The organism is Roseovarius aquimarinus, from assembly GCF_043661195.1.
Classification (GTDB): Bacteria; Pseudomonadota; Alphaproteobacteria; order Rhodobacterales; family Rhodobacteraceae; genus Roseovarius; species Roseovarius aquimarinus.
Genome location: NZ_JBIHMM010000001.1, coordinates 1,037,735 through 1,059,089, shown reverse-complemented (window position 1 = coordinate 1,059,089; position 21,355 = coordinate 1,037,735). Strand labels below are relative to the sequence as shown.

General features: G+C 66.9%; 23 protein-coding genes, 1 tRNA gene and 1 other RNA gene. 14 read left to right on the top strand and 11 right to left on the bottom strand.

Going from position 1 to position 21,355, the window contains the following annotated elements; all coding sequences use genetic code 11:
• The first annotated feature begins 1 nt into the window (after position 1).
• From murD to nusB, 4 genes are read left to right on the top strand one after another with little or no spacing between them, the layout of a single operon-like run.
• Positions 2-1,423: a UDP-N-acetylmuramoyl-L-alanine--D-glutamate ligase gene (gene murD, locus ACGRVM_RS05035; RefSeq protein ID WP_377168062.1), complete on the top strand. Its 1,422-nt coding sequence runs from the start codon at positions 2-4 to the stop codon at positions 1,421-1,423.
• A gap of 58 nt (positions 1,424-1,481) precedes the next feature.
• Positions 1,482-2,612 (top strand): 3,4-dihydroxy-2-butanone-4-phosphate synthase, encoded by a 1,131-nt coding sequence (gene ribB, locus ACGRVM_RS05030; RefSeq protein ID WP_377168064.1) that lies wholly within the window; start codon positions 1,482-1,484, stop codon positions 2,610-2,612.
• A 4-nt stretch (positions 2,613-2,616) separates the two neighbouring features.
• Positions 2,617-3,162, top strand: a complete 546-nt coding sequence (locus tag ACGRVM_RS05025; RefSeq protein ID WP_377168066.1) for a 6,7-dimethyl-8-ribityllumazine synthase — start codon at positions 2,617-2,619, stop codon at positions 3,160-3,162.
• Positions 3,159-3,644 carry a transcription antitermination factor NusB gene (nusB, locus tag ACGRVM_RS05020; protein ID WP_377168068.1) on the top strand — a complete coding sequence of 162 codons (486 nt, stop codon included), beginning with the start codon at positions 3,159-3,161 and terminating at the stop codon, positions 3,642-3,644. The genes ACGRVM_RS05025 and nusB overlap by 4 nt, the downstream gene beginning before the upstream one ends.
• Before the next feature lie 75 nt (positions 3,645-3,719).
• Here the strand turns inward: nusB and rpoH are convergent, their stop codons facing one another.
• Together rpoH and ACGRVM_RS05010 are read right to left on the bottom strand one after the other, a co-directional pair.
• The gene (gene rpoH / locus ACGRVM_RS05015; protein WP_377168070.1) at positions 3,720-4,616 is read right to left on the bottom strand and encodes an RNA polymerase sigma factor RpoH; all 897 of its coding nucleotides are present in this window, start codon (positions 4,614-4,616) and stop codon (positions 3,720-3,722) included.
• A gap of 145 nt (positions 4,617-4,761) precedes the next feature.
• Positions 4,762-5,811, bottom strand: coding sequence for a pseudouridine synthase (locus ACGRVM_RS05010; RefSeq protein WP_377168072.1), 1,050 nt, complete (start codon positions 5,809-5,811; stop codon positions 4,762-4,764).
• On the opposite strand from ACGRVM_RS05010, the gene ACGRVM_RS05005 reads away from it, so the two are divergent.
• Positions 5,810-6,121: a DUF6476 family protein gene (locus ACGRVM_RS05005; protein ID WP_377168074.1), complete on the top strand. Its 312-nt coding sequence runs from the start codon at positions 5,810-5,812 to the stop codon at positions 6,119-6,121. The two genes, ACGRVM_RS05010 and ACGRVM_RS05005, sit on opposite strands and share 2 nt — an antisense overlap.
• A gap of 8 nt (positions 6,122-6,129) precedes the next feature.
• On the opposite strand, the gene ACGRVM_RS05000 is transcribed toward ACGRVM_RS05005, so the two are convergent.
• Positions 6,130-6,206: transfer RNA gene (locus tag ACGRVM_RS05000), tRNA-His, on the bottom strand.
• A gap of 150 nt (positions 6,207-6,356) precedes the next feature.
• On the opposite strand from ACGRVM_RS05000, the gene ACGRVM_RS04995 reads away from it, so the two are divergent.
• Positions 6,357-6,539, top strand: a complete 183-nt coding sequence (locus tag ACGRVM_RS04995) for a DUF6324 family protein (RefSeq protein WP_377168076.1) — start codon at positions 6,357-6,359, stop codon at positions 6,537-6,539.
• 6 nt (positions 6,540-6,545) lie between these two features.
• On the opposite strand, the gene ACGRVM_RS04990 is transcribed toward ACGRVM_RS04995, so the two are convergent.
• Entirely contained in the window at positions 6,546-7,001 is a 456-nt protein-coding gene (locus tag ACGRVM_RS04990) for an MmcB family DNA repair protein (RefSeq protein ID WP_377168078.1), read from the bottom strand.
• A 77-nt stretch (positions 7,002-7,078) separates the two neighbouring features.
• On the opposite strand from ACGRVM_RS04990, the gene ssrS reads away from it, so the two are divergent.
• Positions 7,079-7,234, top strand: a non-coding RNA gene (ssrS, locus tag ACGRVM_RS16400) — 6S RNA.
• A gap of 30 nt (positions 7,235-7,264) precedes the next feature.
• On the opposite strand, the gene ACGRVM_RS04985 is transcribed toward ssrS, so the two are convergent.
• From ACGRVM_RS04985 to ACGRVM_RS04970, 4 genes are all read right to left on the bottom strand, one after another.
• A complete protein-coding gene (locus ACGRVM_RS04985) occupies positions 7,265-7,603 on the bottom strand; it encodes a hypothetical protein (RefSeq protein ID WP_377168080.1) in 339 nt (112 codons plus the stop codon).
• A 125-nt stretch (positions 7,604-7,728) separates the two neighbouring features.
• A complete protein-coding gene (locus ACGRVM_RS04980; protein WP_377168082.1) occupies positions 7,729-9,549 on the bottom strand; it encodes a M3 family oligoendopeptidase in 1,821 nt (606 codons plus the stop codon).
• Positions 9,550-9,620: 71 nt separating this feature from the next.
• Entirely contained in the window at positions 9,621-11,213 is a 1,593-nt protein-coding gene (locus ACGRVM_RS04975; RefSeq protein ID WP_377168084.1) for an ATP-dependent DNA ligase, read from the bottom strand.
• The gene (locus ACGRVM_RS04970; RefSeq protein ID WP_377168086.1) at positions 11,210-12,211 is read right to left on the bottom strand and encodes a ligase-associated DNA damage response exonuclease; all 1,002 of its coding nucleotides are present in this window, start codon (positions 12,209-12,211) and stop codon (positions 11,210-11,212) included. The genes ACGRVM_RS04975 and ACGRVM_RS04970 overlap by 4 nt, the downstream gene beginning before the upstream one ends.
• Before the next feature lie 96 nt (positions 12,212-12,307).
• On the opposite strand from ACGRVM_RS04970, the gene ACGRVM_RS04965 reads away from it, so the two are divergent.
• Positions 12,308-13,138: a fumarylacetoacetate hydrolase family protein gene (locus ACGRVM_RS04965; protein ID WP_377168088.1), complete on the top strand. Its 831-nt coding sequence runs from the start codon at positions 12,308-12,310 to the stop codon at positions 13,136-13,138.
• Here ACGRVM_RS04965 and ACGRVM_RS04960 read toward each other — a convergent pair.
• A complete protein-coding gene (locus ACGRVM_RS04960; RefSeq protein WP_377168090.1) occupies positions 13,135-14,070 on the bottom strand; it encodes an alpha/beta fold hydrolase in 936 nt (311 codons plus the stop codon). The genes ACGRVM_RS04965 and ACGRVM_RS04960 overlap by 4 nt on opposite strands.
• Positions 14,070-14,360 carry an SCP2 sterol-binding domain-containing protein gene (locus ACGRVM_RS04955; RefSeq protein ID WP_377168092.1) on the bottom strand — a complete coding sequence of 97 codons (291 nt, stop codon included), beginning with the start codon at positions 14,358-14,360 and terminating at the stop codon, positions 14,070-14,072. Before ACGRVM_RS04955 ends, ACGRVM_RS04960 begins: the two co-directional genes overlap by 1 nt.
• Before the next feature lie 81 nt (positions 14,361-14,441).
• Here ACGRVM_RS04955 and ACGRVM_RS04950 point away from each other — a divergent pair, with 81 nt between their 5' ends.
• The 5 genes from ACGRVM_RS04950 (at position 14,442) to ACGRVM_RS04930 (ending at position 19,426) form a co-directional block, all read left to right on the top strand.
• Positions 14,442-15,002: a tetratricopeptide repeat protein gene (locus ACGRVM_RS04950; protein ID WP_377168094.1), complete on the top strand. Its 561-nt coding sequence runs from the start codon at positions 14,442-14,444 to the stop codon at positions 15,000-15,002.
• A gap of 30 nt (positions 15,003-15,032) precedes the next feature.
• Positions 15,033-17,888, top strand: a complete 2,856-nt coding sequence (locus ACGRVM_RS04945; protein WP_377168096.1) for a helicase-related protein — start codon at positions 15,033-15,035, stop codon at positions 17,886-17,888.
• The gene (locus ACGRVM_RS04940; protein ID WP_377168098.1) at positions 17,888-18,298 is read left to right on the top strand and encodes an RNA-binding S4 domain-containing protein; all 411 of its coding nucleotides are present in this window, start codon (positions 17,888-17,890) and stop codon (positions 18,296-18,298) included. Before ACGRVM_RS04945 ends, ACGRVM_RS04940 begins: the two co-directional genes overlap by 1 nt.
• Before the next feature lie 49 nt (positions 18,299-18,347).
• Positions 18,348-18,686: a ferredoxin FdxA gene (fdxA, locus tag ACGRVM_RS04935; RefSeq protein WP_377168100.1), complete on the top strand. Its 339-nt coding sequence runs from the start codon at positions 18,348-18,350 to the stop codon at positions 18,684-18,686.
• A gap of 230 nt (positions 18,687-18,916) precedes the next feature.
• Positions 18,917-19,426 (top strand): CarD family transcriptional regulator, encoded by a 510-nt coding sequence (locus ACGRVM_RS04930; protein ID WP_377168102.1) that lies wholly within the window; start codon positions 18,917-18,919, stop codon positions 19,424-19,426.
• A 62-nt stretch (positions 19,427-19,488) separates the two neighbouring features.
• Here the strand turns inward: ACGRVM_RS04930 and ACGRVM_RS04925 are convergent, their stop codons facing one another.
• On the bottom strand, positions 19,489-20,244 hold the full coding sequence (locus tag ACGRVM_RS04925) for an adenosylcobinamide-GDP ribazoletransferase (protein ID WP_377168104.1): 756 nt from the start codon (positions 20,242-20,244) through the stop codon (positions 19,489-19,491).
• Positions 20,245-20,323: 79 nt separating this feature from the next.
• Between ACGRVM_RS04925 and cobT the strand changes: the two genes are divergently transcribed.
• Positions 20,324-21,343 carry a nicotinate-nucleotide--dimethylbenzimidazole phosphoribosyltransferase gene (cobT, locus tag ACGRVM_RS04920; RefSeq protein ID WP_377168106.1) on the top strand — a complete coding sequence of 340 codons (1,020 nt, stop codon included), beginning with the start codon at positions 20,324-20,326 and terminating at the stop codon, positions 21,341-21,343.
• Positions 21,344-21,355: the final 12 nt, after the last annotated feature.

The window sequence follows — 21,355 nt, the reverse complement described above, 5'->3', positions numbered from 1 at the left end:
CATGATCCCCACCCGCGGTTTCGAAGGCGCGCGCGTCGCCGTTCTGGGCCTCGGCCGCTCGGGCCTCTCGGCGGCGCGCAGCCTCGAGGCCGGGGGCGCGCATCCGGTCTGCTGGGACGACAACGAGGCCGCGCGCGCCAAGGCCGAGGAATACGGGCTGGAAGTGCTGGACCTTGCGCGCGACGGCGCCTTTCACGGCATCGCCTGCCTCGTCGTCAGCCCCGGCATTCCGCATCTCTACCCCGCGCCGAACCGCGTCGTCGCGGCGGCGCAGGCGGCGGGCGTGCCGGTGGACAACGATATCGGGCTCTTCTTCCGCTCGCTCGCCGGATCGGACTGGGCCGAGCACGACCAGCCGCCGCGCGTCATCGCGGTCACCGGCTCGAACGGCAAATCGACCACCTCGGCGCTCATTCATCACATCCTGACCGAGGCGGGGCGCCCGAGCCAGCTTGCAGGCAATATCGGCCGCGGCGTGCTCGATATCGAGCCGCCCGAGGATGGCGGCGCCGTGGTGCTGGAGCTGTCGAGCTATCAGACCGAACTCGCGCGCGCGCTCACGCCCGATATCGCGGTCTTCACCAATCTCACGCCCGACCATCTGGACCGGCATGCGGGCTTCGGCGGCTATTTCGCGGCCAAGCGCCGCCTTTTCGCCGAGGGCGGGCCGGACCGTGCGATCATCGGCGTGGACGAGCCCGAGGGCCGCTTCCTCGCCGGTCAGCTCAGCGAGGGTGCGGCGGATGACCGCGTCATTCGCGTCTCCGTGGCGGAAAAGCTCACCGGCCCCGGCTGGCAGGTCTTCGCGCGCAAGGGCTTCTTGTCGGAATATCGCAAGGGTCGGCAGGCGGGCAGCATCGACCTGCGCCCCATCAAGGGCCTGCCGGGCGCGCATAACCATCAGAACGCCTGCGCCGCCTATGCCGCCTGCCGCGCGATGGGCCTCGCCCCGCGCGTGATCGAGGAGGGGATGCGCTCCTATCCGGGCCTGCCGCATCGCAGCCAGGTGATCGCCGAGGCGGATGGCGTGACCTACGTCAACGATAGCAAGGCCACCAATGTCGACAGCGCCCTCAAGGCCTTGCTGGCGTTCAGGAACATCCGCTGGATCTGTGGCGGGCTGGAAAAGGAGGGCGGCCTCTCGGCGCTGGCCCCCGCGCTCGAGAACGTCGCCTGTGCCTATGTGATCGGGCGCGAGGCCGCGCATTTCGCGATGCAGCTCGAGGGCACGCGCACCGAGATTTGCACGACGATGGCCGAGGCCGTGCGCCGCGCCCATGCCGAGGCCCAGCCGGGCGACACGGTGCTTCTTGCGCCCGCCGCCGCCAGCTTCGATCAATATGACAGCTTCGAGAAGCGGGGCGAGGATTTCGCCGCCTGCGTGGCCGCCTGTCTCGGGGCGCCACTCGGCTCTGGTCAATAGCGCCGCCGCGCGGTATTCGGGCCCGAAGATCACGCTGACATCGATGCGGGAGGCGCCCATGCCCGAAACAGCCTACAGAAAGCCCGGCCCGGTCGAGGCCGAACTCTCCTCGGCCATTTCGAGCACCGAAGAGATCATCGCCGAGGCCCGCGCGGGCCGGGTCTTCATTCTCGTCGATCACGAGGACCGGGAGAACGAGGGCGATCTGGTGGTCGCTGCCGAATTCGCGACGCCCGAAGTCATCAATTTCATGGCCACGCATGGGCGCGGCCTCATCTGCCTGCCCATGACCGCCGAGCGGGTGGACCGCCTCGGCCTGCCCATGATGGCGGTCAACAATTCCTCGCGCCACGAGACGCCCTTCACCGTCTCGATCGAGGCGCGCGAAGGCGTCAGCACGGGCATTTCCGCGCCTGACCGCGCGCATACCGTGGCGACCGCGATCAACGAACAGAACACGATGGCCGCGCTGGCGACGCCGGGGCATATCTTTCCGCTGCGCGCGCGGCAGGGCGGCGTCCTGGTGCGGGCGGGCCATACGGAGGCGGCGGTCGATATCGCGCGGCTCGCAGGGCTCAACCCTTCGGGCGTCATCTGCGAGATCCTCAAGCCCGACGGCACGATGGCGCGCCTGCCCGATCTCATCGAATTCGCCAAGGAGCATGGTCTCAAGATCGGGACGATCAGCGATCTCATCGCCTATCGGCACAAGCACGACAATCTCGTGCGCGAGCTGCGCCGCGAAAAGGTGACTGCCCATATCGGCGGCGACTGGGAGATGCGCATCTTCGCCGACCAGATCACCGGGACCGAGCATGTCGTGCTGGTCAAGGGCGACCTGAACGATGGCAAGCCTGTGCTGGCGCGCACGCATGCGCTCAACGCGCTCGAAGATGTGCTCGGCATCGGCGGCGCGCCGGCCGGCAAGCTGCGCAGCGCGATGCAGATCATCGCCGACGAAGGGCGCGGCGCGATCTTCCTTTTCCGCCAGCCGCGCCCCGAACTGGCCGAGGAGCTGGACGAGGACGGCCCGCGCACGATCAAGCATACCGGCCTCGGTGCGCAGATCATGTCGACCATGGGCATACACGAGCTGATCCTCGTGACCGACAACCCCGAGACGCGCTATCTCGGCCTCGACGCCTACGGCATCTCGATCACGGGCACGCGCCCGCTCAGCAAAGGATAGACCGATGGCCGGCACCGAATACACCATGCCCCGCGCGGAGCTGGACAAGCCCGCGAAGCTGCTGATCGCGGTCGCGCCCTTCTATCGCGACATCGCGGACAATCTCATCAAGGGTGCCGTGGCCGAGATCGAGGCGACGGGCGCCACCTTTGATCTGATCGAAGTGCCCGGCGCGCTCGAGTTGCCCACGGCCATCGGCATCGCCGGGCGCCTCAGCAATTTCGACGGCTATGTCGCGCTCGGCTGCGTCATTCGGGGCGAGACCACGCATTACGAGACCGTCTGCAACGATGCGAGCCGGGGGATCACCCTTCTTGGCCTTCAGGGCTTTTGCATCGGCAACGGCATCCTGACGGTCGAGAACCGAGATCAGGCCGAGGTGCGGGCCGATCCCGCGCGCATGAACAAGGGGGCAGGAGCCGCCGCTGCCGCCTTGCATCTGATCGCGCTCACCCGTAAATGGGGCGCTCCGCGAAAAGGCGTCGGCTTCATCCCCGGCGCGGACGAGATGCAGATCGCGGGCAAATCCAAGGACACCCCGACCGCATGACCACCGACGCCCCCTCGCTCTCCGGCAACCAGAAGCGCAAGATGCGCGCAGCCTCGCGGCTTTATGCCGTTCAGGCGCTTTTCCAGATGGAGCATTCCGATCAGGACGTGGATTCGGTCTATCGCGAGTTCCTCGATCATCGCTTCGGCGCCGAGGTGGACGATGAGCTCGAGATGATCGACGGCGATGTCGATCTTTTCCGCCTCGTGCTCGATCGCGCCGTGGACCGGCAGCGGCCCATCGACCAGATGACCGATCGCGCGCTGGTCGCCAAATGGCCGATCGCACGGATCGATCCGACGTTGCGCGCGCTCTTCCGCGCGGCGGGCGCGGAGCTCATGGGCGAGGAAACACCGCCCCGCGTCGTCATCACCGAATATGTCGAGCTTGCCGGCAGCTTCTTTCCCGAGGGCAAGGAGGCGAGTTTCGTGAATGCGGTTCTCGACCACATGGCGCGCGAGGCGCGGCCCGAAGCCTTCTGAAGCACCTCGCTTCGAGACGAAAAAACCCCGCGGCCGGATCGGCGCGGGGCTTTTCGTTTCTGTGGGCGGAAGGACTCAAGCGCTCGGCAGCATGCCCTTCTCCAGAGCCAGCTTGCGCATGCGCTCCTGCAGCTTCTCGAAGGCGCGGACCTCGATCTGGCGGATGCGCTCGCGGCTGACATCGTATTGCGTGCTGAGCTCCTCGAGCGTCACGGTCTGATCGCTGAGGCGGCGCTGGGTCAGCACGTCCTTTTCGCGTTCGTTGAGGACGTCCATCGCCTCGGCCAGCATCTCGCGGCGCGCGGTCAACTCGTCGCGCTCCTCGTAATCGGTGGCCTGATCTGCTTCCTCATCCTCGAGCCAGTCCTGCCATTGCATCGTGCCCTCGCCCTCGGAGCCGACTGTGGCGTTGAGCGACGCGTCCCCGCCCGACATGCGCCGGTTCATCGAGATCACCTCGTCCTCGGTCACGCCGAGTTGCACGGCGATCTTCTTGACGTTGTCGGGATGCAGATCGCCTTCCTCGAGCGCGCCGATCTTGTTCTTGGCCTTGCGCAGGTTGAAGAAGAGCTTCTTTTGTGCCGAGGTCGTCCCGAGCTTCACGAGGCTCCACGAGCGCAGGATGTATTCCTGAATGCTCGCGCGGATCCACCACATCGCATAGGTCGCGAGGCGGAATCCCTTCTCGGGATCGAAGCGTTTGACGGCCTGCATGAGGCCCACATTGGCCTCCGAGATCACCTCGGCCTGCGGCAGACCATAGCCACGATAGCCCATCGCGATCTTGGCCGCGAGGCGCAGGTGTGACGTGACCATGCGGTGCGCGGCCTCGGTGTCCTGTTCCTCGACCCAGCGCTTGGCCAGCATGTATTCCTCTTCGGGCTCCAGCAAAGGAAACTTGCGGATTTCCTGCATGTAGCGGTTCAGCCCGCCTTCCGGCGTCGGTGCCGGCAGATTTGCGTAATTCGACATTATCGTGCCCCCTCGCATGCCGTGATGTTTACGGCTTTAACATCTATCTGGGCGCGGCGCCCGGCATATTCAATGCGTGTCGCATTCAATCGTTAACGAATGATGAAGCCGCGCCGTTCCGCGCGCCAGCCCTGTGTCGGCCGCCTCACGCAACCGTGCTGGGCGCGGGATCGGCCGTGAGCGCGGCGATGAGCGCGGTCATGTCGTCCGGCAGAGGCGTCTCAAAGAGCATCTCCTCGCCGCTGATCGGGTGGGTGAAGCCGAGGCTGGCCGCATGAAGCGCCTGCCGGCCGAAACCGCGCGCCATCTCGGCGCCCGCCTGGGGTAGCGCCTTCTGGGCAAGCTTGCGGCCCGCGCCGTAAACCGGATCGCCGATCAGCGCATGGCCCGCATAGGACATGTGCACGCGGATCTGGTGGGTGCGCCCAGTCTCGAGCCAGCATTCCATCAGCGCGCAGGCGGCGGGGGTGCCGAAACGCTCGAGCGCGCGGGCGCGCGTGACCGCGTGCCGCCCGCCCGACCAGCAGACCGCCTGGCGCTGCCTGTCGGTACGGTGGCGGGCCAGATGCGAGACGATGCGCAGGATGTTGCCCGGCTCGAAATCGACGCCGCGCAGACCGCGCAGACGCGGATCTGATGCTTCAGGCACGCCGTGGCAGAGCGCGATATAGCGCCGCTGTGCCGTGTGTTTGGCGAATTGCGCGGCAAGGCCGTGATGCGCGGCATCGGACTTGGCGACGACCAGCAGACCGCTCGTGTCCTTATCGATCCGGTGCACGATGCCGGGGCGTTTCGTGCCGCCCACGCCCGACAGATCCCCGCCGAAATGATGCAAAAGCGCGTTGACCAGCGTGCCGCCCGGCGTGCCGGGCGCGGGATGCACGACCATGCCCGCGGGCTTGTTCACCACCAGAAGATCCGCGTCCTCGTAAAGGATCTCGAGCGCGATCCTCTCGGGCAGGATATGCGTGTCCTCGGCCACGGGCACGGTGATGGCGATCTCGTCGCCCTCCTCGACCCGGGCCTTGGCATCGGTGACGGTGGCGCCGTTGACGCGGATCGCGCCCTCCTCGATCAATCGCGCGAGGCGGGTGCGCGAGAGCGCGGCCTCCTCGGGCACATCGCGGGCCAGTGCCTTGTCAAGGCGCGGCGGCGGGTCCATACCGATCCGCATTGTCAGGAAGGTCGAGCCCATGGAAGATGATCCCCAGATGCAGCCGATAGATCCGGCGATGGTGCGCTACCTGCGCGTGCTGGTCACGGTTCTGACCGCGACGATGATCGTCGGGTTCATAGTGATCGTCGGGCTCTTTGTCACCCGTTTCGCGGGGCAGGGCGCGCCCGATCTGCCCGAGGCGATCACCTTGCCCGAGGGCGCGTCGCCGATGGCCTTCACCCAAGGCCCGCGCTGGTTCGCCGTCGTCACCGAGGCCGACGAAATCCTGATCTACGACCGCGACACGGGCCAGTTGCGCCAGACCCTACGGATCGACATTTCGCGGTAAGGTGAGGGTGGTACCACCTCCCCGGCTCGAACGGGGGACCTCTTGATCCACAATCAAGCGCTCTAACCAACTGAGCTAAGGCGGCACAGGACGCGATTTAGCGGCCACGCTGGGCGATTGCAACCCAAAACCTCGCGAATGCGCGCGGGCTTTCGCGCGATCGCGGCCGGGCCTTGCGCCTTGCCAAGCAGGGCGCGGCGGGCTATTCCCGCGCCGAATGACAGGGAGCCGGATCATGGGCATCAACAGCGAACGCGACGTCGAGGCAAATCTTCAGATCGGGCCGACCGACCAGGGCATGGTGCGGATCTACGTCGAATCGCAGGGCGTCGAGATCCCGATGGATTTCACCCCCGAAGAGGCCGAGGAAATCGCGGCCGAGATCATCGCGGCCGCCAAGAGCGCCGCGTCGGCCTGACGTTTTTCAGACCTGCGGATCGCGCCAGCCTTGCAGGCGGCGCGCCGCATCGCGCGCGAATTTGCGTGTCACCGCGCTGCGCCGCGCTCCCGGCAGGCGCGTTTCGGGCGCCATGCGGATGATCTCGGCGCCATAGCCGTCGGCGATGATGAGCCCGGTCTCTTCCGGCAGGATGTCGATCGGAAAATCGGCATCCACGGCCCAAAAGAACCTGTCCGCCCAGTCGAGATATCCTTGCCACTTGGCATCGGCCATAAAGTCGGCGCGGCTCGATTTGCATTCGATCACCCAAAGCTCGCCCTTCGGCCCCAGCGCCATGACATCGACGCGGCGGCCCCGCTCGGGGACGTATTCCTCGAGCGCCGCGAAGTTCATCTCCGAGAGGTGCCGGCATACCCCGCGCGCGAGGATCTGGCCGGGCGCGCGGTGGATGAGAGGAGATGGAAAAAGGCCGTCCTGCATGTCCGCAATTATGAACAAAGGACGAACACGCGCAACCCCTTGTCGAAAGCCCCGCGCCGTCTTATCTCAGGCGGTGGCGGGTTCTGCCCTTCTCGTGATCGGTTTCATTCCAGTGGCCTTAATCACTTCCGAGGGAGCTGGCTCTGTCCTGGCCCTGGTCAGGTTACCCGGCGCCCACCTGTATATGCAGGCTCTCGGGAATGAGGAACCAAACGGCTGCGTGCGGGCCCGCCACTTCGGATTTTCTCGGATCAGTTGATCGCTCAGCGGTGCGTGTCGCGGCTGCGCGCTTCGGCGCGGATGGGGATCATGCGGCCGTCATGCGGCTCGCGGGGGCCGCCGCCGCCGCGCGGGCCGCTGTCGTCGTCATCGTCACCGCCGTGCCGCGCCATCATGCATTGCACGAGCGCGAACAGCACGCCGAGGCCCAGCCACATCACCGCAGCCGCCGCCCAGGCGCCGCCCGCCGCGGAGACGATATGCGCAAGCTGTCCGCTGTCGAGCCAGAAAAGCGCCGCGACGAGCGCCGCCGCGATGGCGAACCCGGCGGCAGCGTGGCGCGCATAGGATCGGACGGTCGCGGTATGGCGGAAATCAGACATGTCTCACCCCCAAGTGATGTGTTCAGATGAGAATAGGCGCGATGTTGCGAAGCACAAGATGACCGGCGGGATTTGGCCGAAAGAGTTTGTCCGTTTGCGGTTTTCACCGCTTCCGACGGGGCGCCTCATTCCTCCATCGCTTCCAGCTCGTCGATGAGGCCCGAGATCATGTCGAGGCCCTTGTCCCAGAATTTTGGATCGCTGGCATCGAGACCGAACGGAGCGAGCAATTCGGAGTGGTGCTTGGAGCCGCCCGCCTTGAGCATCTCGAAATACTTGTCCTGAAAGCCCTCGGGGTTCTCCTCGTAGACGGCATAGAGCGCGTTCACGAGGCCGTCGCCGAATGCATAGGCATAGACGTAGAAGGGCGAATGGACGAAATGGGGCACATAGCTCCAGAAGGTCTCGTAGCCCTCCATGAAATCGAAGGCCGGCCCAAGGCTCTCGGCCTGAACCGACATCCAGAGCGCGTTGATGTCGTCCGGCGTCAGCTCGCCCTCGCGGCGGGCGGCGTGCAGCTTGCACTCGAAATCGTAGAAGGCGATCTGCCGCACGACCGTGTTGATCATGTCCTCGACCTTGCCGGCCAGCATCACCTTGCGCTCGGCCTTGTCCTTGGCCCCGTCGAGTATGCGCCGGAAGGTCAGCATCTCGCCGAAGACGCTCGCCGTCTCGGCCAGCGTGAGCGGTGTTGAGGACAGAAGTTCGCCCTGCTCGGCGGCGAGGACCTGATGCACGCCGTGGCCGAGCTCATGCGCGAGGGTCATGACGTCGCGCGGCTTGCCGAGATAGTTCAGCATCACATAGGGGTGCACGTTCGTGACCGTCGGATGCGCGAAGGCGCCCGGCGCCTTGCCGGGCTTCACGCCCGCGTCGATCCAGCCCTTGTCGAAGAAGGGCTGCGCCAGATCGCCCATGCGGGGATCGAAGGCGGTATAGGCGTTCATCACCGTCTCGCGCGCATCGTCCCAGCCGACCACCTTCGTCTCTTCCATCGGCAGGGGCGCGTTGCGGTCCCAGACCTGCATCCGGTCCAGCCCCAGCCATTTGCGCTTGAGTTCGTAATAGCGGTGGCTGAGCTTTGGGTAGGCCGCCACGACCGCGTCGCGCAGCGCCTCGACCACCTCCGGCTCGACATGGTTCGACAGGTGCCGCCCGGTCTGCGCGGTGGGCATGCCGCGCCAGCGGTCCATCACTTCCTTTTCCTTCGCGGCGGTGTTGTGCACGCGGCTGAAGGTGCGGATATTGGCGCCGAAGACGCGCGCCAGCTCGCGCGCGGCGGCCTCGCGGGTGGCGCGGTCCTGCTCGGTCAGAAGGGTGAGCGTCGCCTCGATCCCGCGCTCCTCGCCGTTCACCGTGAAGGTGAGGCCCGCGATCGTCTCGTCGAAGAGGCGCTCCCACGCATCGCCCACGACGCTCAGATCATGCAGGAATTTCTCCATCTCGTCGCTGAGCTGGTAGGGTTTCATGGCGCGGATACGGTCGAGCACGGGCTTGTAGCGTGCGAGCGCCGCGTCCTGCGCCAGAAGCTGCGCGAGATGATCCTCATCGAGCTTGTTCAGCTCGAGCGTGAAGAAGACCAGGGGCGTGGTGAAAGTCGTGATCTTTTCCTGCGCGTCCGACAGGAATTTTGTGCGCGCGGCGTCGGTGGTGAGCTGGTAATAGCGCAGGCCCGCATAGGACATGATGCGTCCGGCGATATTGCTGATCGCCTCGTTGCGCTCGATGCATTTCAGCAGACCGGCCGCATCGAGACCCTCCAGCTTGCCCTCGTAATCGGCGGCGAAGGCGGCGCATTCGGCCTCGAGCCAGTCCATGTCGCGCTTGAGTTCGGGCGCATCGGGGGCGGTGTAGAGATCGCTCAGGTCCCACTCGGGCAGATTGCCCAGATCCCTCCCCTTCGCGCTGGCATCGGCATCACGGACGGGGCGGGGAAGATGGATCATCGAAGCGGCTCCTTTATGCTTATCCTCAGACATAGGCGGGGCGCGCGCCGGCCTCAAGTGCAGCGCAAAATTCAGCCGTATTGCCGCAGCATCTCGTGCAGATCGTCGAGCGTGTTGGCCTCCTGAAGCGGTTTGTCATGGCGCCAGCGCTTCATCCGCGGAAAGCGCAACGCCACGCCCGACTTGTGGCGGGGCGAGGGGGCGATGCCCTCGAAGGCGATCTCGAACACATGCTCGGGCGTGACGCTCCGCACGGGTCCGAAACGCTCGCGCGTGTTCTTGCGCACCCATGCGGTGATCTTGCGGAATTCGGTATCGGTGAGGCCGGAATAGGCCTTGGTGAAGGGCACGAGGTCATTGCCGCTCCAGACCGCGAAGGTGAAATCGGTGAAGAGGTTCGCGCGCCGCCCCGAGCCTTGCTGCGCGTAGATCATCACCGCGTCGATCGTCAGTGGATCGAGCTTCCATTTCCACCAATCCCCGCGCTTGCGCCCGGCATGATAGGGGCTGGAAGCGGATTTGAGCATGAGGCCCTCGGCGCGGTTCTCGCGTGCGGTGCCGCGGATGCCCGACAGCGCGTCCCAGCTTTCATGCGCGATCAAGGGCGACGGGCGCACGGGCGCCTCATCGGGCAGGGCGCCGACCAGCCTGTCCATCCGCGCGCGCCGCTCGGCGAAGGGCAGGGCGCGCAGGTCCTCGCCATTCTCCTCCAGCAGATCGTAGGCCAGAAGGATCACCGGCGCGCTTTTCAAAAGCGATTTCGGCACCGTCTTGCGCCCGATCCGCTTTTGCAAATCGTTGAAGGGCAGGGGCGCCGCCCCGTCCCAGGCCACGATCTCGCCGTCGAGGACGGTGCCGTCCGGCAGGAAATCGGCGGCGCGGGCGAATTCGGGAAAGCGGTCGGTCATCAATTCCTCGCCGCGCGACCAGACGAAATGCGCGCCCTTCCGCGCGATAAGCTGGCCGCGGATGCCGTCCCATTTCCATTCGGCCAGCCAGTCCTTCGGATCGCCCAGCGTCTCGGGCGCCTCCTCGAGCCCGTAGGCAAGGCAGAAGGGATAGGGGCGCGACTGCGCCGCCTCGGGATCGGGCGCCTCGATCAGGGTGCGGTAATCGGTGCTGTCGGGCGTCCAGTCGCCCATGAGGCGATGCGCGAGCTCGGCCTCGTCATGGCCCGTCGCGGCGCTGAGGGCGCGGGTCATCAGCTTGCGGCTGATGCCGACGCGAAAGCCGCCCGTCAGCAGCTTGTTGAAGACGAGCCTCTCGGCGGCGTCCATCTGCTCCCAGGCGTCCAGAACGGCGGCCTTGCGCGCCTCCTCCTCGGCGCCATCGAGACCGCGCAGATAGGCGATCCAGTCCGTCAGGCTGCGGTCCTGCCGGCGGCTGGGCGGGGGCAGGACGAGGGCGATCGTCTCGGCCAGATCGCCGACGATGGGATAGGCCTCCTCGAAGAGCCAAAGAGGGATGCCCGCGCGCTCGGCGGCCCAGGCGCGCAGCTTGGTCGTGGTGATCGCGCGGCGGGGGCGCCGACCCGAGAAGAGCGCGATGGTCCAGAGCCGGTCCTCCTCCGGGGCCTCCCTGAAATAGGCGGCGAGGGCGGCGACCTTGGTATTGGTCTTGGTCGTCTGGTCGATGGTGGCGTAGAGGGCGGTGAAGCGTTTCATTCGCTGTCCTCCGCGCCGACGCCTTCGCCGGTGAACTCGGTCTTGAGCGCCTCGGCGTTATAGCCTTCGGAGGTCAACCATCGCGCGAAGATCTCGGTGTAACCGTGCGTTGCGTATATGTTTTCCGCACCCGTCGCCTTGATCGCCTCGTTGAGGCCCTTCCAGTCGGCGTGGTCCGACACGACAAAGCCGCGATCCACGCTGCGCCGCCGCCGCACGCCGCGCATCCGCATCCAGCCGCTGGCGAAACCTGTCGCGCCCGGCCGGAAACGGCGCGCCCAGTCGCTGCCGAGCGCGCCGGGCGGCGCGATGACCATCGCGCCGGGGTAATCCTTGGGTTTGAGGCCCTGCGTGGCATGAGTGGTGGCGGGCAGATCGAACCCCTGCGCGCGCAGGATCGCGTTCGTGTTCTCGACCGCGCCATGCGTCAGGATGGGCGCGATCTCGGGATCGAGCAGGCTCATGACCCGTTGCGCCTTGCCGAGCGAATAGGCGCCGAGGAGGCTGAAAATGCCCTCCGCCGCATTGGCGGCCCACCACGCGTTGACCTGACGGGCCGCCTTGGCCTCGGTCGGCCACTCGAAGACCGGCAGGCCGAAGGTGCATTCGGTGATGAAGCTGTGACATCTGACGCTCTCGAACGGGGTCGAGAGCGCGTCGGGCGTCGTCTTGTAATCGCCCGAGACGACCCAGACCTCCCCGCCCAGCTCGACGCGGATCTGGGCCGAGCCGGGAATGTGACCGGCAGGGTGAAAGGAGACGCGCGCGCCCCCGATGCTTCGCGTCTCGCCGTATCGGATGCTCTCGAGCTCGATCTCGCCCAGGCGGTGGCGCATGACAGGCCCCGCGATATCGGTCGCAAGATAGCGCCGATGGCCCGGGCGCGCATGATCGGCATGGCCATGCGTGATGAGCGCGCGGTCCACCGGGCGCCACGGGTCGATGTAGAAATCTCCCGCCGGGCAATAGATGCCTTCGGGTCTGAACGTCAGGACCATGTTGGAAAGGATAGGCTGCGCCCGCGCCATTGCCAGCCTCTTGCGCATCGGGGCGGGGCGGATAGTCTGCGCCGGGACAGCCGAGGGGAATAGCGCATGAAATTCGCAAGATACGGCGAGGCCGGGGCCGAAAAACCCGGCGTGATCGATGCAGGCGGCACACTGCGCGATCTGTCGGGCGTGGTGGACGATATCGCGGGCGATGTTCTCTCGGCGCTGCCGCATCTCGACGCCGCGGGTCTGCCCGAAGTGCCGGGCGCGCCGCGTCTCGGCCCGCCCGTGGGCCGCGTGGGCAAGCTGATCGGGATCGGCCTCAACTACTACGACCACGCCGCCGAGGTGGGGCTGGAGCCGCCGAAGGAGCCCATCGTCTTCATGAAGGCGACCTCGTCCATCACCGGACCGAACGATCCGGTTTACCTTCCGCGCGGGTCCGAGAAATCGGATTGGGAGGTCGAGCTGGGCATCGTGATCGGGCGCCGCGCGAAATACGTGAGCGAGGCGGATGCACTTGGCCATGTCGCCGGCTACACCATCGTCAACGATGTCTCGGAGCGCGCCTTCCAGACCGAGCGGGGCGGTCAATGGACCAAGGGCAAGAGCTGCGACAGTTTCGGCCCCATCGGGCCATGGCTCGTAACGCCGGACGAGGTGGGCGACGTCCAGTCGCTCGACATGGTGCTGGATCTGAACGGAAAACCGGCGCAGAGGGGGACCACATCCTCGATGGTCTTCGGCGTGGCCGAGATCGTGTCCTATCTCAGCCAGATGATGACGCTGCATCCGGGCGACATCATCGCGACCGGGACGCCGCCGGGTGTCGGCATGGGAATGAAGCCGCCGCGGTTTTTGCGCGAGGGCGATGTGATGACGCTCTCGATCGCGGGCCTCGGAACGCAGCGCCAGGACGTGCGGCAGGACCGCTAGGCGTTTTCGCGCCAAAATCTGTCCAGCATCTCCCAGACCGCCGCGCGCGTCTCGGGCGTGTCCATCATCGGCTCGTGAAGCGCCCCGTCCAGCCGCTCGAGCCGCGCGCCGGGCCAGCGCGCCATGCGCGCCTCGATGCGCGCCGGGTCCACGATGCGCTCGTCCGTGCCCAGAATGGCGAGGCCCGGCTGCGCGGGCGAGGGCAGGGCGTGAAGCCGCCTGCATTCGCGCAGTGCCCCGAAGAGCCAGGTGAGGCTCGGCCCGCCGAGGCTCAGCTCCGGATGCGCGGTGAGCTGCGCACGCATATGGGCATGCATCCCAGCATCGCGTGTCAGATCGTTCGTCTCGAAGGGCGCGCTGAGGACATAGCTTTGCGGCCCGGTGCTCGGCGCATAGCGGTGGCCCAGCCCGGCGCGCCCCGCTGCCCAGCCGAGTGACCAGGCGAGCGGGCGCAGCACCGCGCGCATCTTGATGCCCCACATCGGCGCGGTGAAGGCGCAGGTGGCGACGGGCAGATCGCCCAGCGCGGCGCGCAGGCCGATGGCGCCGCCCATCGAATGCGCCAGAAGATGCCACGGGCGCGGCAGATCCCACGCGGCGCAAGCTGCGAGCAATGCCGCCACATCCTGCTGGTAGTCGTCGAAATCGCCCACATGGCCGGTGAGCGTGTCGCCCGTGAGCCGGTCCGAGAGGCCCTGGCCGCGCCAGTCGATCACGGCGGTGCCATAGCCCCGCGCACCCAGATCGCGCGCCGCGCGGCCGTATTTCTCGATGAATTCGGTGCGCCCCGGCAGGAGGAGGACGGTCCCGCGCGCGCTGTCGCAGGGCCAATGCGCCACGCGCAGACGGGTGCCGTCGGCGGCGCGCATCCACGCGGCGCGCCCTCCGGGCGGGCCGTCCGCGATCTCCTCGAGGAGCGGCGCCGCCTGCATCAGCCGAGAACCCGGCCCAGCCGCATCGCCACGCTCACGTCTCCCTCGACCGACAGCTTGCCGCGCAGATAGGCGCCGGCGGGGTCCACGTCTCCCTGAATGATGGCGCGAAAGACCTCCGCATCGGCGGTCAGCGTCACGTCCGCTGCCTCGTCCGAGGCCCGCGCGCCGCTGCCGTCCACGATGATCGCGCCCTCGCCGGGCACGACGAACTTGGCCGAGCCTTCCATCGGCGCGCCCGTCATCCGCGCATTCAGAGCCGCCACCGCCTCGTCGATCTTGCCATTCATCGGCCCGCTCCCGTGATTTTGACCGGCCGCCGCGCGTTCGGGGTTTGCTTTCCCGCGCGCGGCGCTAAACTCGGAGGTGTTATGGGCGCTATTCGCATCAATCTCAATCCCGCCATCCTGCTCTGCCTCGCGCTGGCCCTGCCGGCGAGTGCGCAGGAGAACGGCGCGGAGCGTCTGGACAGCATGTATGAGGCGCTCCAGACCGCGGAACCCGAGGAGGCCCGCCGCATCGGGCGCGAGATCCGGCTCGAGCTTTCGAAATCGGGCTCGCCCGCGATGAACCTGCTGCTGAAGCGCGGACGCGACGCGATGTCTGCGAATGACATGGGCCTCGCCATCGAGATCCTCAGCGCGCTCACCGATCATGCCCCGGAATTCGCCGAAGGCTGGCATGCGCGGTCCGTCGCCTTCGCGCGGGCGGGCATGCCCGGCGCGGCCATCGGCGATCTGGAGCGCGCGCTTGCGCTCGATCCGCGCAATTTCGCGGCGATCTACAGTCTCGGCGCGCTGCTCGAGCAGATCGGACAGCCGGTTCTCGCTCTCGAAGCCTATGGCCGCGTGGCCGAGATCCACCCCCATTTCGACGATACCGAGGCCAATATCGCCCGGATCAGCGCCGACACCCGGGGCGCCGACCTCTGACGCAATCCTGAACGACCGGAGACGAGGCCCATGGCCGACAATGCACGGATCCTCGCGGTCTTGGGCCCCACCAATACCGGCAAGACGCATTTCGCCATCGAGCGGATGCTGGGCTATCCGACGGGCGTGATCGGCCTGCCGCTGCGCCTTCTGGCGCGCGAGGTCTATGACAAGATCGTGCGGGCGCGCGGGCCGTCCGTGGTGGCACTCGTCACCGGCGAAGAGCGGATCGTGCCGCCGCGCGTCAAATACTGGGTCTGCACGGTCGAGGCGATGCCCGAAGGCATCGGAGCCGATTTCGTGGCGGTGGACGAGATCCAGCTTTGCGCCGATCCCGAGCGGGGCCATGTCTTCACCGACCGCCTTCTGCGGATGCGGGGCCTGCGCGAGACGCAGTTTCTGGGCGCCGGCACGATGCGCAGCATGATCGCGCAGCTTATCCCCGAGGCGGAATTCGTGCCGCGCAGCCGAATGTCCGAACTGATGTATTCAGGTTCGAAAAAGATAAGCAAGATGCCTGCGCGCAGCGCAATCGTCGGATTTTCTGTTGATAATGTCTATGCCATAGCCGAGGTTCTACGCCGTCAGAAGGGCGGTGCGGCGGTTGTCATGGGCGCGCTCAGCCCGCGCACGCGCAACGCGCAAGTGGAGATGTATCAAAACGGCGATGTCGATTATCTGGTGGCCACCGACGCGATCGGGATGGGCCTCAATCTCGACATCGACCATGTCGCCTTCTCCTCGCTTACCAAGTTCGACGGGCGGCGCATGCGCCAACTCATGCCCAACGAGCTGGCGCAGATCGCGGGCCGCGCGGGACGGGGGATTAGCAACGGCACGTTCGGCGTGACCGGCGAGGCGCCCGAATTGCTCCCTGAGGTGGCCGAGGCGATCATGGAGCATCGCTTCACCCCGATCCGGAAGCTCGAATGGCGCAACGCCGCGCTTCGGATGGGATCGACCGAGGCGCTCATCGCATCGCTCGAGGAAAAACCCGCGCACGAGGCGCTGGTTCGTGCCCGCGAGGCCGACGATCTGACCGCGCTGCGCACGCTCTCAGCAATCCCGGACGTGCGCGCCCGCGCGATGGGCGGCGCCGCGGTCAAGCTTCTTTGGGACGTCTGCCGCATCCCCGATTTTCGCGGCATCAGCCAGGCCGAGCATGCGAGCCTTCTGGAAACCATCTTCTGCGATCTGCACGAGTGGGGGCGGATCCCGGACGACTGGCTCGCGCGACAAATCAAGCGGATCGATCGAACCGATGGCGATATCGACACGTTGTCGAAGCGTCTGGCGTATATCCGCACCTGGACCTATGTGGCCCAGCGAAAAGGATGGGTCGATGACGAAACGCATTGGCGCGAGGCGACGCGCGCTGTAGAAGACCGACTGTCGGACGCGCTGCATGGGGCGCTGACGCAAAGATTTGTGGATCGGCGCACATCCGTGCTTCTGCGCCGGCTCAAGCAGAAGGAAGCCATCGTGGCAGAGGTGAATGACAACGGTGAAGTGACGGTCGAGGGCGAATTCGTCGGCCGTCTGGACGGGTTCCGCTTCGTGCAGGACAAGACCGCGTCGGGGCAGGAGGCCAAGACGCTGGGCCAGGCCAGCCTTCAGGCGCTCGCACCCCATTTCAACCTGCGCGCAGATCGCTTCTATAACGCTCCCGATACCGAGATCGACTTCACCGAGCAGGGCGGTCTCATGTGGGGCAAGGATGCCGTGGGCAAGCTCGTGGCCGGCTCGGACCCGATGAAGCCGAACGTGAAGGCCTTCGTGGACGAGGAAGCGGGTCCCGACGTTGTCCAAAAGGTCGAGCGCCGCCTTCAGCATTTCATCGACCGCAAGATCGCAACGCTCTTCGAGCCGCTTCTCAACATCAGCCGGGACGAGACGCTGACCGGCCTCGCGCGCGGATTCGGCTTCCGCATGGTCGAGGCGATGGGCGTCATCCCGCGCGGCGACGTGGCCGACGAGGTCAAGTCGCTCGAGCAGGAGGCGCGCGGCGCGCTGCGCAAGCATGGCGTGCGGTTCGGCCAGTTCACCATTTTCATGCCCCTCCTGCTCAAGCCCGCGCCGACGCGGCTGCGCCTTGTTCTCTGGGGCCTCGCCAATGGCATGGACGAGTTTCCCGAGGCGCCGCCGCCGGGTCTCGTGACCGTGCCCGCCGCCAAGATGCCTCAGGGGTATTACACGATGGCCGGCTACCGTGCCGCAGGCGCACGCGCGATCCGCATCGACATGCTCGAGCGGCTCGCCGACATGCTGCGCGCCGAGGACAGCCGGGGCGGTTTCGAAGCGAAGGCCGACATGCTCTCGATCACCGGCATGACGCTCGAGCAGTTCGCGGACCTGATGGAGGGCCTTGGCTACAAGGCCGAACGCGGCGAGCGTGCCAAGGTCAAGCCCGTGGACCAGGTGATGGAAGAGGCGCCGGGCGTCGAGCCGGAAGCGCAGACCGCTCAGGACGTCGTCGAGGGGATCGAGGCCGAGGGCGTCGCGCCCGTGGCCGAGACGCCCGATGCCGAGGCGGAGGTGCCTGCGGATATTCCTGCGATGAGCGAGACCGAGGTCGAGCCGGGCACGCCCGCCGATCCCGTCGCGCCCTCGGCCGAGCCCGAAGTCTATTACGTATTCACCTGGGCCGGACGCGCCCGCCGCAGCGGGCCGCCGAACGGCGCACGCGAAGGCGGCGGCGCGGCCCGTGGCAAGCCGGGCGAGGGCCGTGGCAAGCCGCGCGGCAAGGGCAAGCCCAAGGGCGGCGAACGCGGGGCCAAGCCCGCCGGCACCAAGAGCTTCGAGGCCAAGCCGCAGCCCAAGAAAGACAAGATCGACCCCGACAATCCCTTCGCCGCCGCCCTCATGGGCTTCAACAAGGGCAAGTGATGGGCGAGAGCGGGCAGAGTGATGCACCGCTCGCGGAGAAGATCCGCCTCGACAAATGGCTGTGGCAGGCGCGGTTTTTCAAAACGCGCGGCTTGGCTGCGTCGGTGGTCAGGTCGGGCCATGTGCGGGTCAACGGCAACAGGGCCGGCAAGCCTGCGCAGATGGTCGGTCCCGGCGATGTGCTGACCTTCACCCAAGCAAGCCGCGTGCGTGTGGCGCGCATCCTCGCGCCCGGCACCCGGCGCGGCCCCGCGCCCGAGGCGCAGGCCCTCTATGACGATTTGTCGCCGCTGCCGGAGCGGGCGGACGAAACACCCGTTTCGCCCAACCCCCGTTACGAGGGAAAAGGGCGGCCCACCAAGAAAGAGCGGCGCAAACTCGACCTCAATGCGCCCGGGGCGCTTGATTGACGCGCGGCGCTGGACTAAGTCTCGCCCGACCGACCAATCAGGGGCCGACATGACCTATATCGTCAACGATGCCTGCATCGCCTGCAAATACACCGACTGCGTCGAAGTCTGTCCGGTGGACTGCTTCTACGAGGGCGAGAACATGCTGGTCATCCATCCTGACGAATGCATCGATTGCGGTGTCTGCGAGCCGGAATGCCCCGCCGACGCGATCCGGCCGGACACGGAGCCGGACATGGAGAAATGGGTCGAGTTCAACCGCAAATATGCCGAACTTTGGCCGGTGATCGTCACCAAGAAGGACGAGCTTCCAGACGCCAAGGAACGCGACGGCGAGACCGGCAAGCTCGAGAAGTATTTCTCCGAAGCGCCGGGCGAGGGCGGCTGAGGTTCGAGCCCGCTCTTTCGACGGTCCACGATTCGCACCCTTCCGCAGGGCGCTGATTCGTGCTATGATGTCATTAATGTAACGCCATGCCCGATATCCATTTTCCCCTGCTGCCGCTCGGGTATGGATTTTTCTGTGCCAAGACATGACGCCATGCCCCAACCGGCCATTCGCCGGGAGACTGGTGATTTGTCGATGACATTCGGGCCAGCCTGGAAAGGAAGTTCTGAATGAGCAAGTCCAAGAAATCCGAGTTCAGCCCCAATGATTTCGTCGTCTATCCGGCCCATGGCGTTGGCCGGATCGTGTCGATCGAAAGTCAGGAAATCGCCGGGATCGAGCTGGAGCTTTTCGTCATTTCCTTCGAGAAGGACAAGATGACGCTGCGCGTGCCCACGCACAAGGCCACCGAGATCGGCATGCGCTCGCTCTCGAGCCCCGACATCGTCTCGAAGGCGATGAGCACGCTCAAGGGCAAGGCCAAGGCCAAGAAGGCCATGTGGTCGCGCCGCGCGCAGGAATACGAGCAGAAGATCAATTCCGGCGATCTGATCGCCATCGCGGAGGTCGTGCGCGATCTGCACCGCACCGACGACCAGCGCGAGCAGAGCTATTCCGAGCGTCAGCTTTACGAGGCCGCGCTCGAGCGTCTGACGCGCGAAGTGGCTGCCGTGAGCGGTGATGACGAGGTCGAGGCCGCCCGCCAGGTCGGCGATGTGCTGGTCTCGCGCGCTGCCTGAAGGCGCCTTCACGACGTGAAGATCGGGCCGCATCCCTTTCGGATGCGGCCTTTTTCGTGCGTTCAGGCGATTATCGACAGGAGCACCGCAATCTCGGTCACCTGCTGCACCGCGCCGAGCGTGTCGCCCGTCTGGCCGCCGATCTTTGACCGAAGCAGGAGGCTCGCGCCGAAGACGAGCGCGGCGGCCCAAAGCGCGGCGGGAATAGCGGACCAGCCGACGAGCAGAAGCGCAAGGGCGAGGGCGAGCGCGGCGCCCGTGCCCACGATGCGGGCATTCGGGCGGCCCGTCCCGTGCGAGAGGCCCGCGCCCCGCGCGTGCGGCAGCGCCCACATCAGCGCCGGGATCGCCGCGCGAGAGACGGCGCCCGCCGTCACGATCGCCGCCATGGCCCAGCTTGCATCGATCTGGAACATCAGCCAGAGCGCGCTCCACCGCGCCGAAAGCGATAGGATCAGCGCGACCACGCCGTAAGCGCCGATATGGCTGTCCTTCATGATCTCGAGCCGCTGCGCCCGCGTCCAGCCGCCCCAGAGCCCGTCCGCCGTGTCCGCGAGCCCGTCCTCATGCATGGCGCCGGTCACGATCACCTGCGCGGCGAGCGCGCTCAGCGCCGCCAGCGCCGAGGGTAGCCCGCCCCAGAGCGCCGCCATCCCTGCCAGACCGCCGATCAGCCCGATGACGGCACCGGCCACCGGATAGGCCCAGGCCGCGCCCGCGCCGCGCATGGGCGCGTTCGGCAGGGAGATGCGGCTCAGAAGGGCGAGCGCGGCCGCGATATCGCCCCCCGAGCGGCGCAGCATGTCGGATTTCTGCATGAATTTCGCCCTTTTCACCTGCCATTCGCGGCGTCCTTGCGATACACCGCGCAGGAAAGGCTGTGCAACGGGGATGCGCATGACGGGGACCGATTTGCGGACGATCACGGATCTGGCGGCGCTCTTGCGCGATCTTCCCGGTCCCGATGCCGAGGCGATGGAGGTCGCGCGCGCCCGCGATGCGAGCCTCACGAAACCGCCCGGCGCGCTCGGTCGGCTCGAGGAGGTGGCGGCCTGGGTCTGCGGCTGGCAAGGCGATGCGCGCGCGCGCATCCGGGCACCGCAGATCGTCATATTCGCGGGCAATCACGGGGTGACGGCGCAGGGCGTCTCGGCCTTCCCGGCCGAGGTCACGGCGCAGATGGTGGCGAATTTCAAGGCGGGCGGCGCCGCGATCAATCAGATCGCGCGGCAGGTCGGCGCGCGGATGGACGTACATGCGATCGCGCTCGATCGGCCCACGACAGATTTCACCCGCGCGCCTGCGATGGACGAGGCCGAGTTCATGGATGCGGTGCGCGTCGGCTGGAACGCGGTCGATCCCGAGGCGGATCTCTTGGTGACCGGCGAGATGGGGATCGGCAACACGACCTCGGCCTCGGCGATATGTCATGCGCTTTATGGTGGGCAGGCGGTGGACTGGACCGGGCGCGGCACGGGCGTCGATCCCGAGGCGATGACGATCAAGACGCGCGCCGTCGATGCGGCGGTGCGCCGCCATGGCGCGCTGCGCCGCGCGCCGCTGAGCCTTCTGGCCGCGCTCGGGGGGCGCGAGCTGGCGGCGATGGCGGGCGCGATCCTGCGCGCGCGGCATCTGCGTATTCCGGTCATTCTCGACGGGTTCATCTGCTGCGCGGCGGCGGCCTGCCTCGAGGCCGAGGCGCCCGGCGCGCTCGATCACTGCATCGCGGGCCATTCCAGCGCCGAGGCCGCGCATCCGCGTCTTCTGCACCATCTGGGCAAGGCGCCGCTTCTGTCGCTGGGCATGCGGCTCGGCGAGGGGTCGGGCGCCGCGCTCGCCATCGGGATCGTGCAGGGCGCGCTGGCCTGCCATTCGGGCATGGCGAGCTTCGCCGAGGCGGGCGTTTCGGGCGGCTGAGCGCCCGCCGGG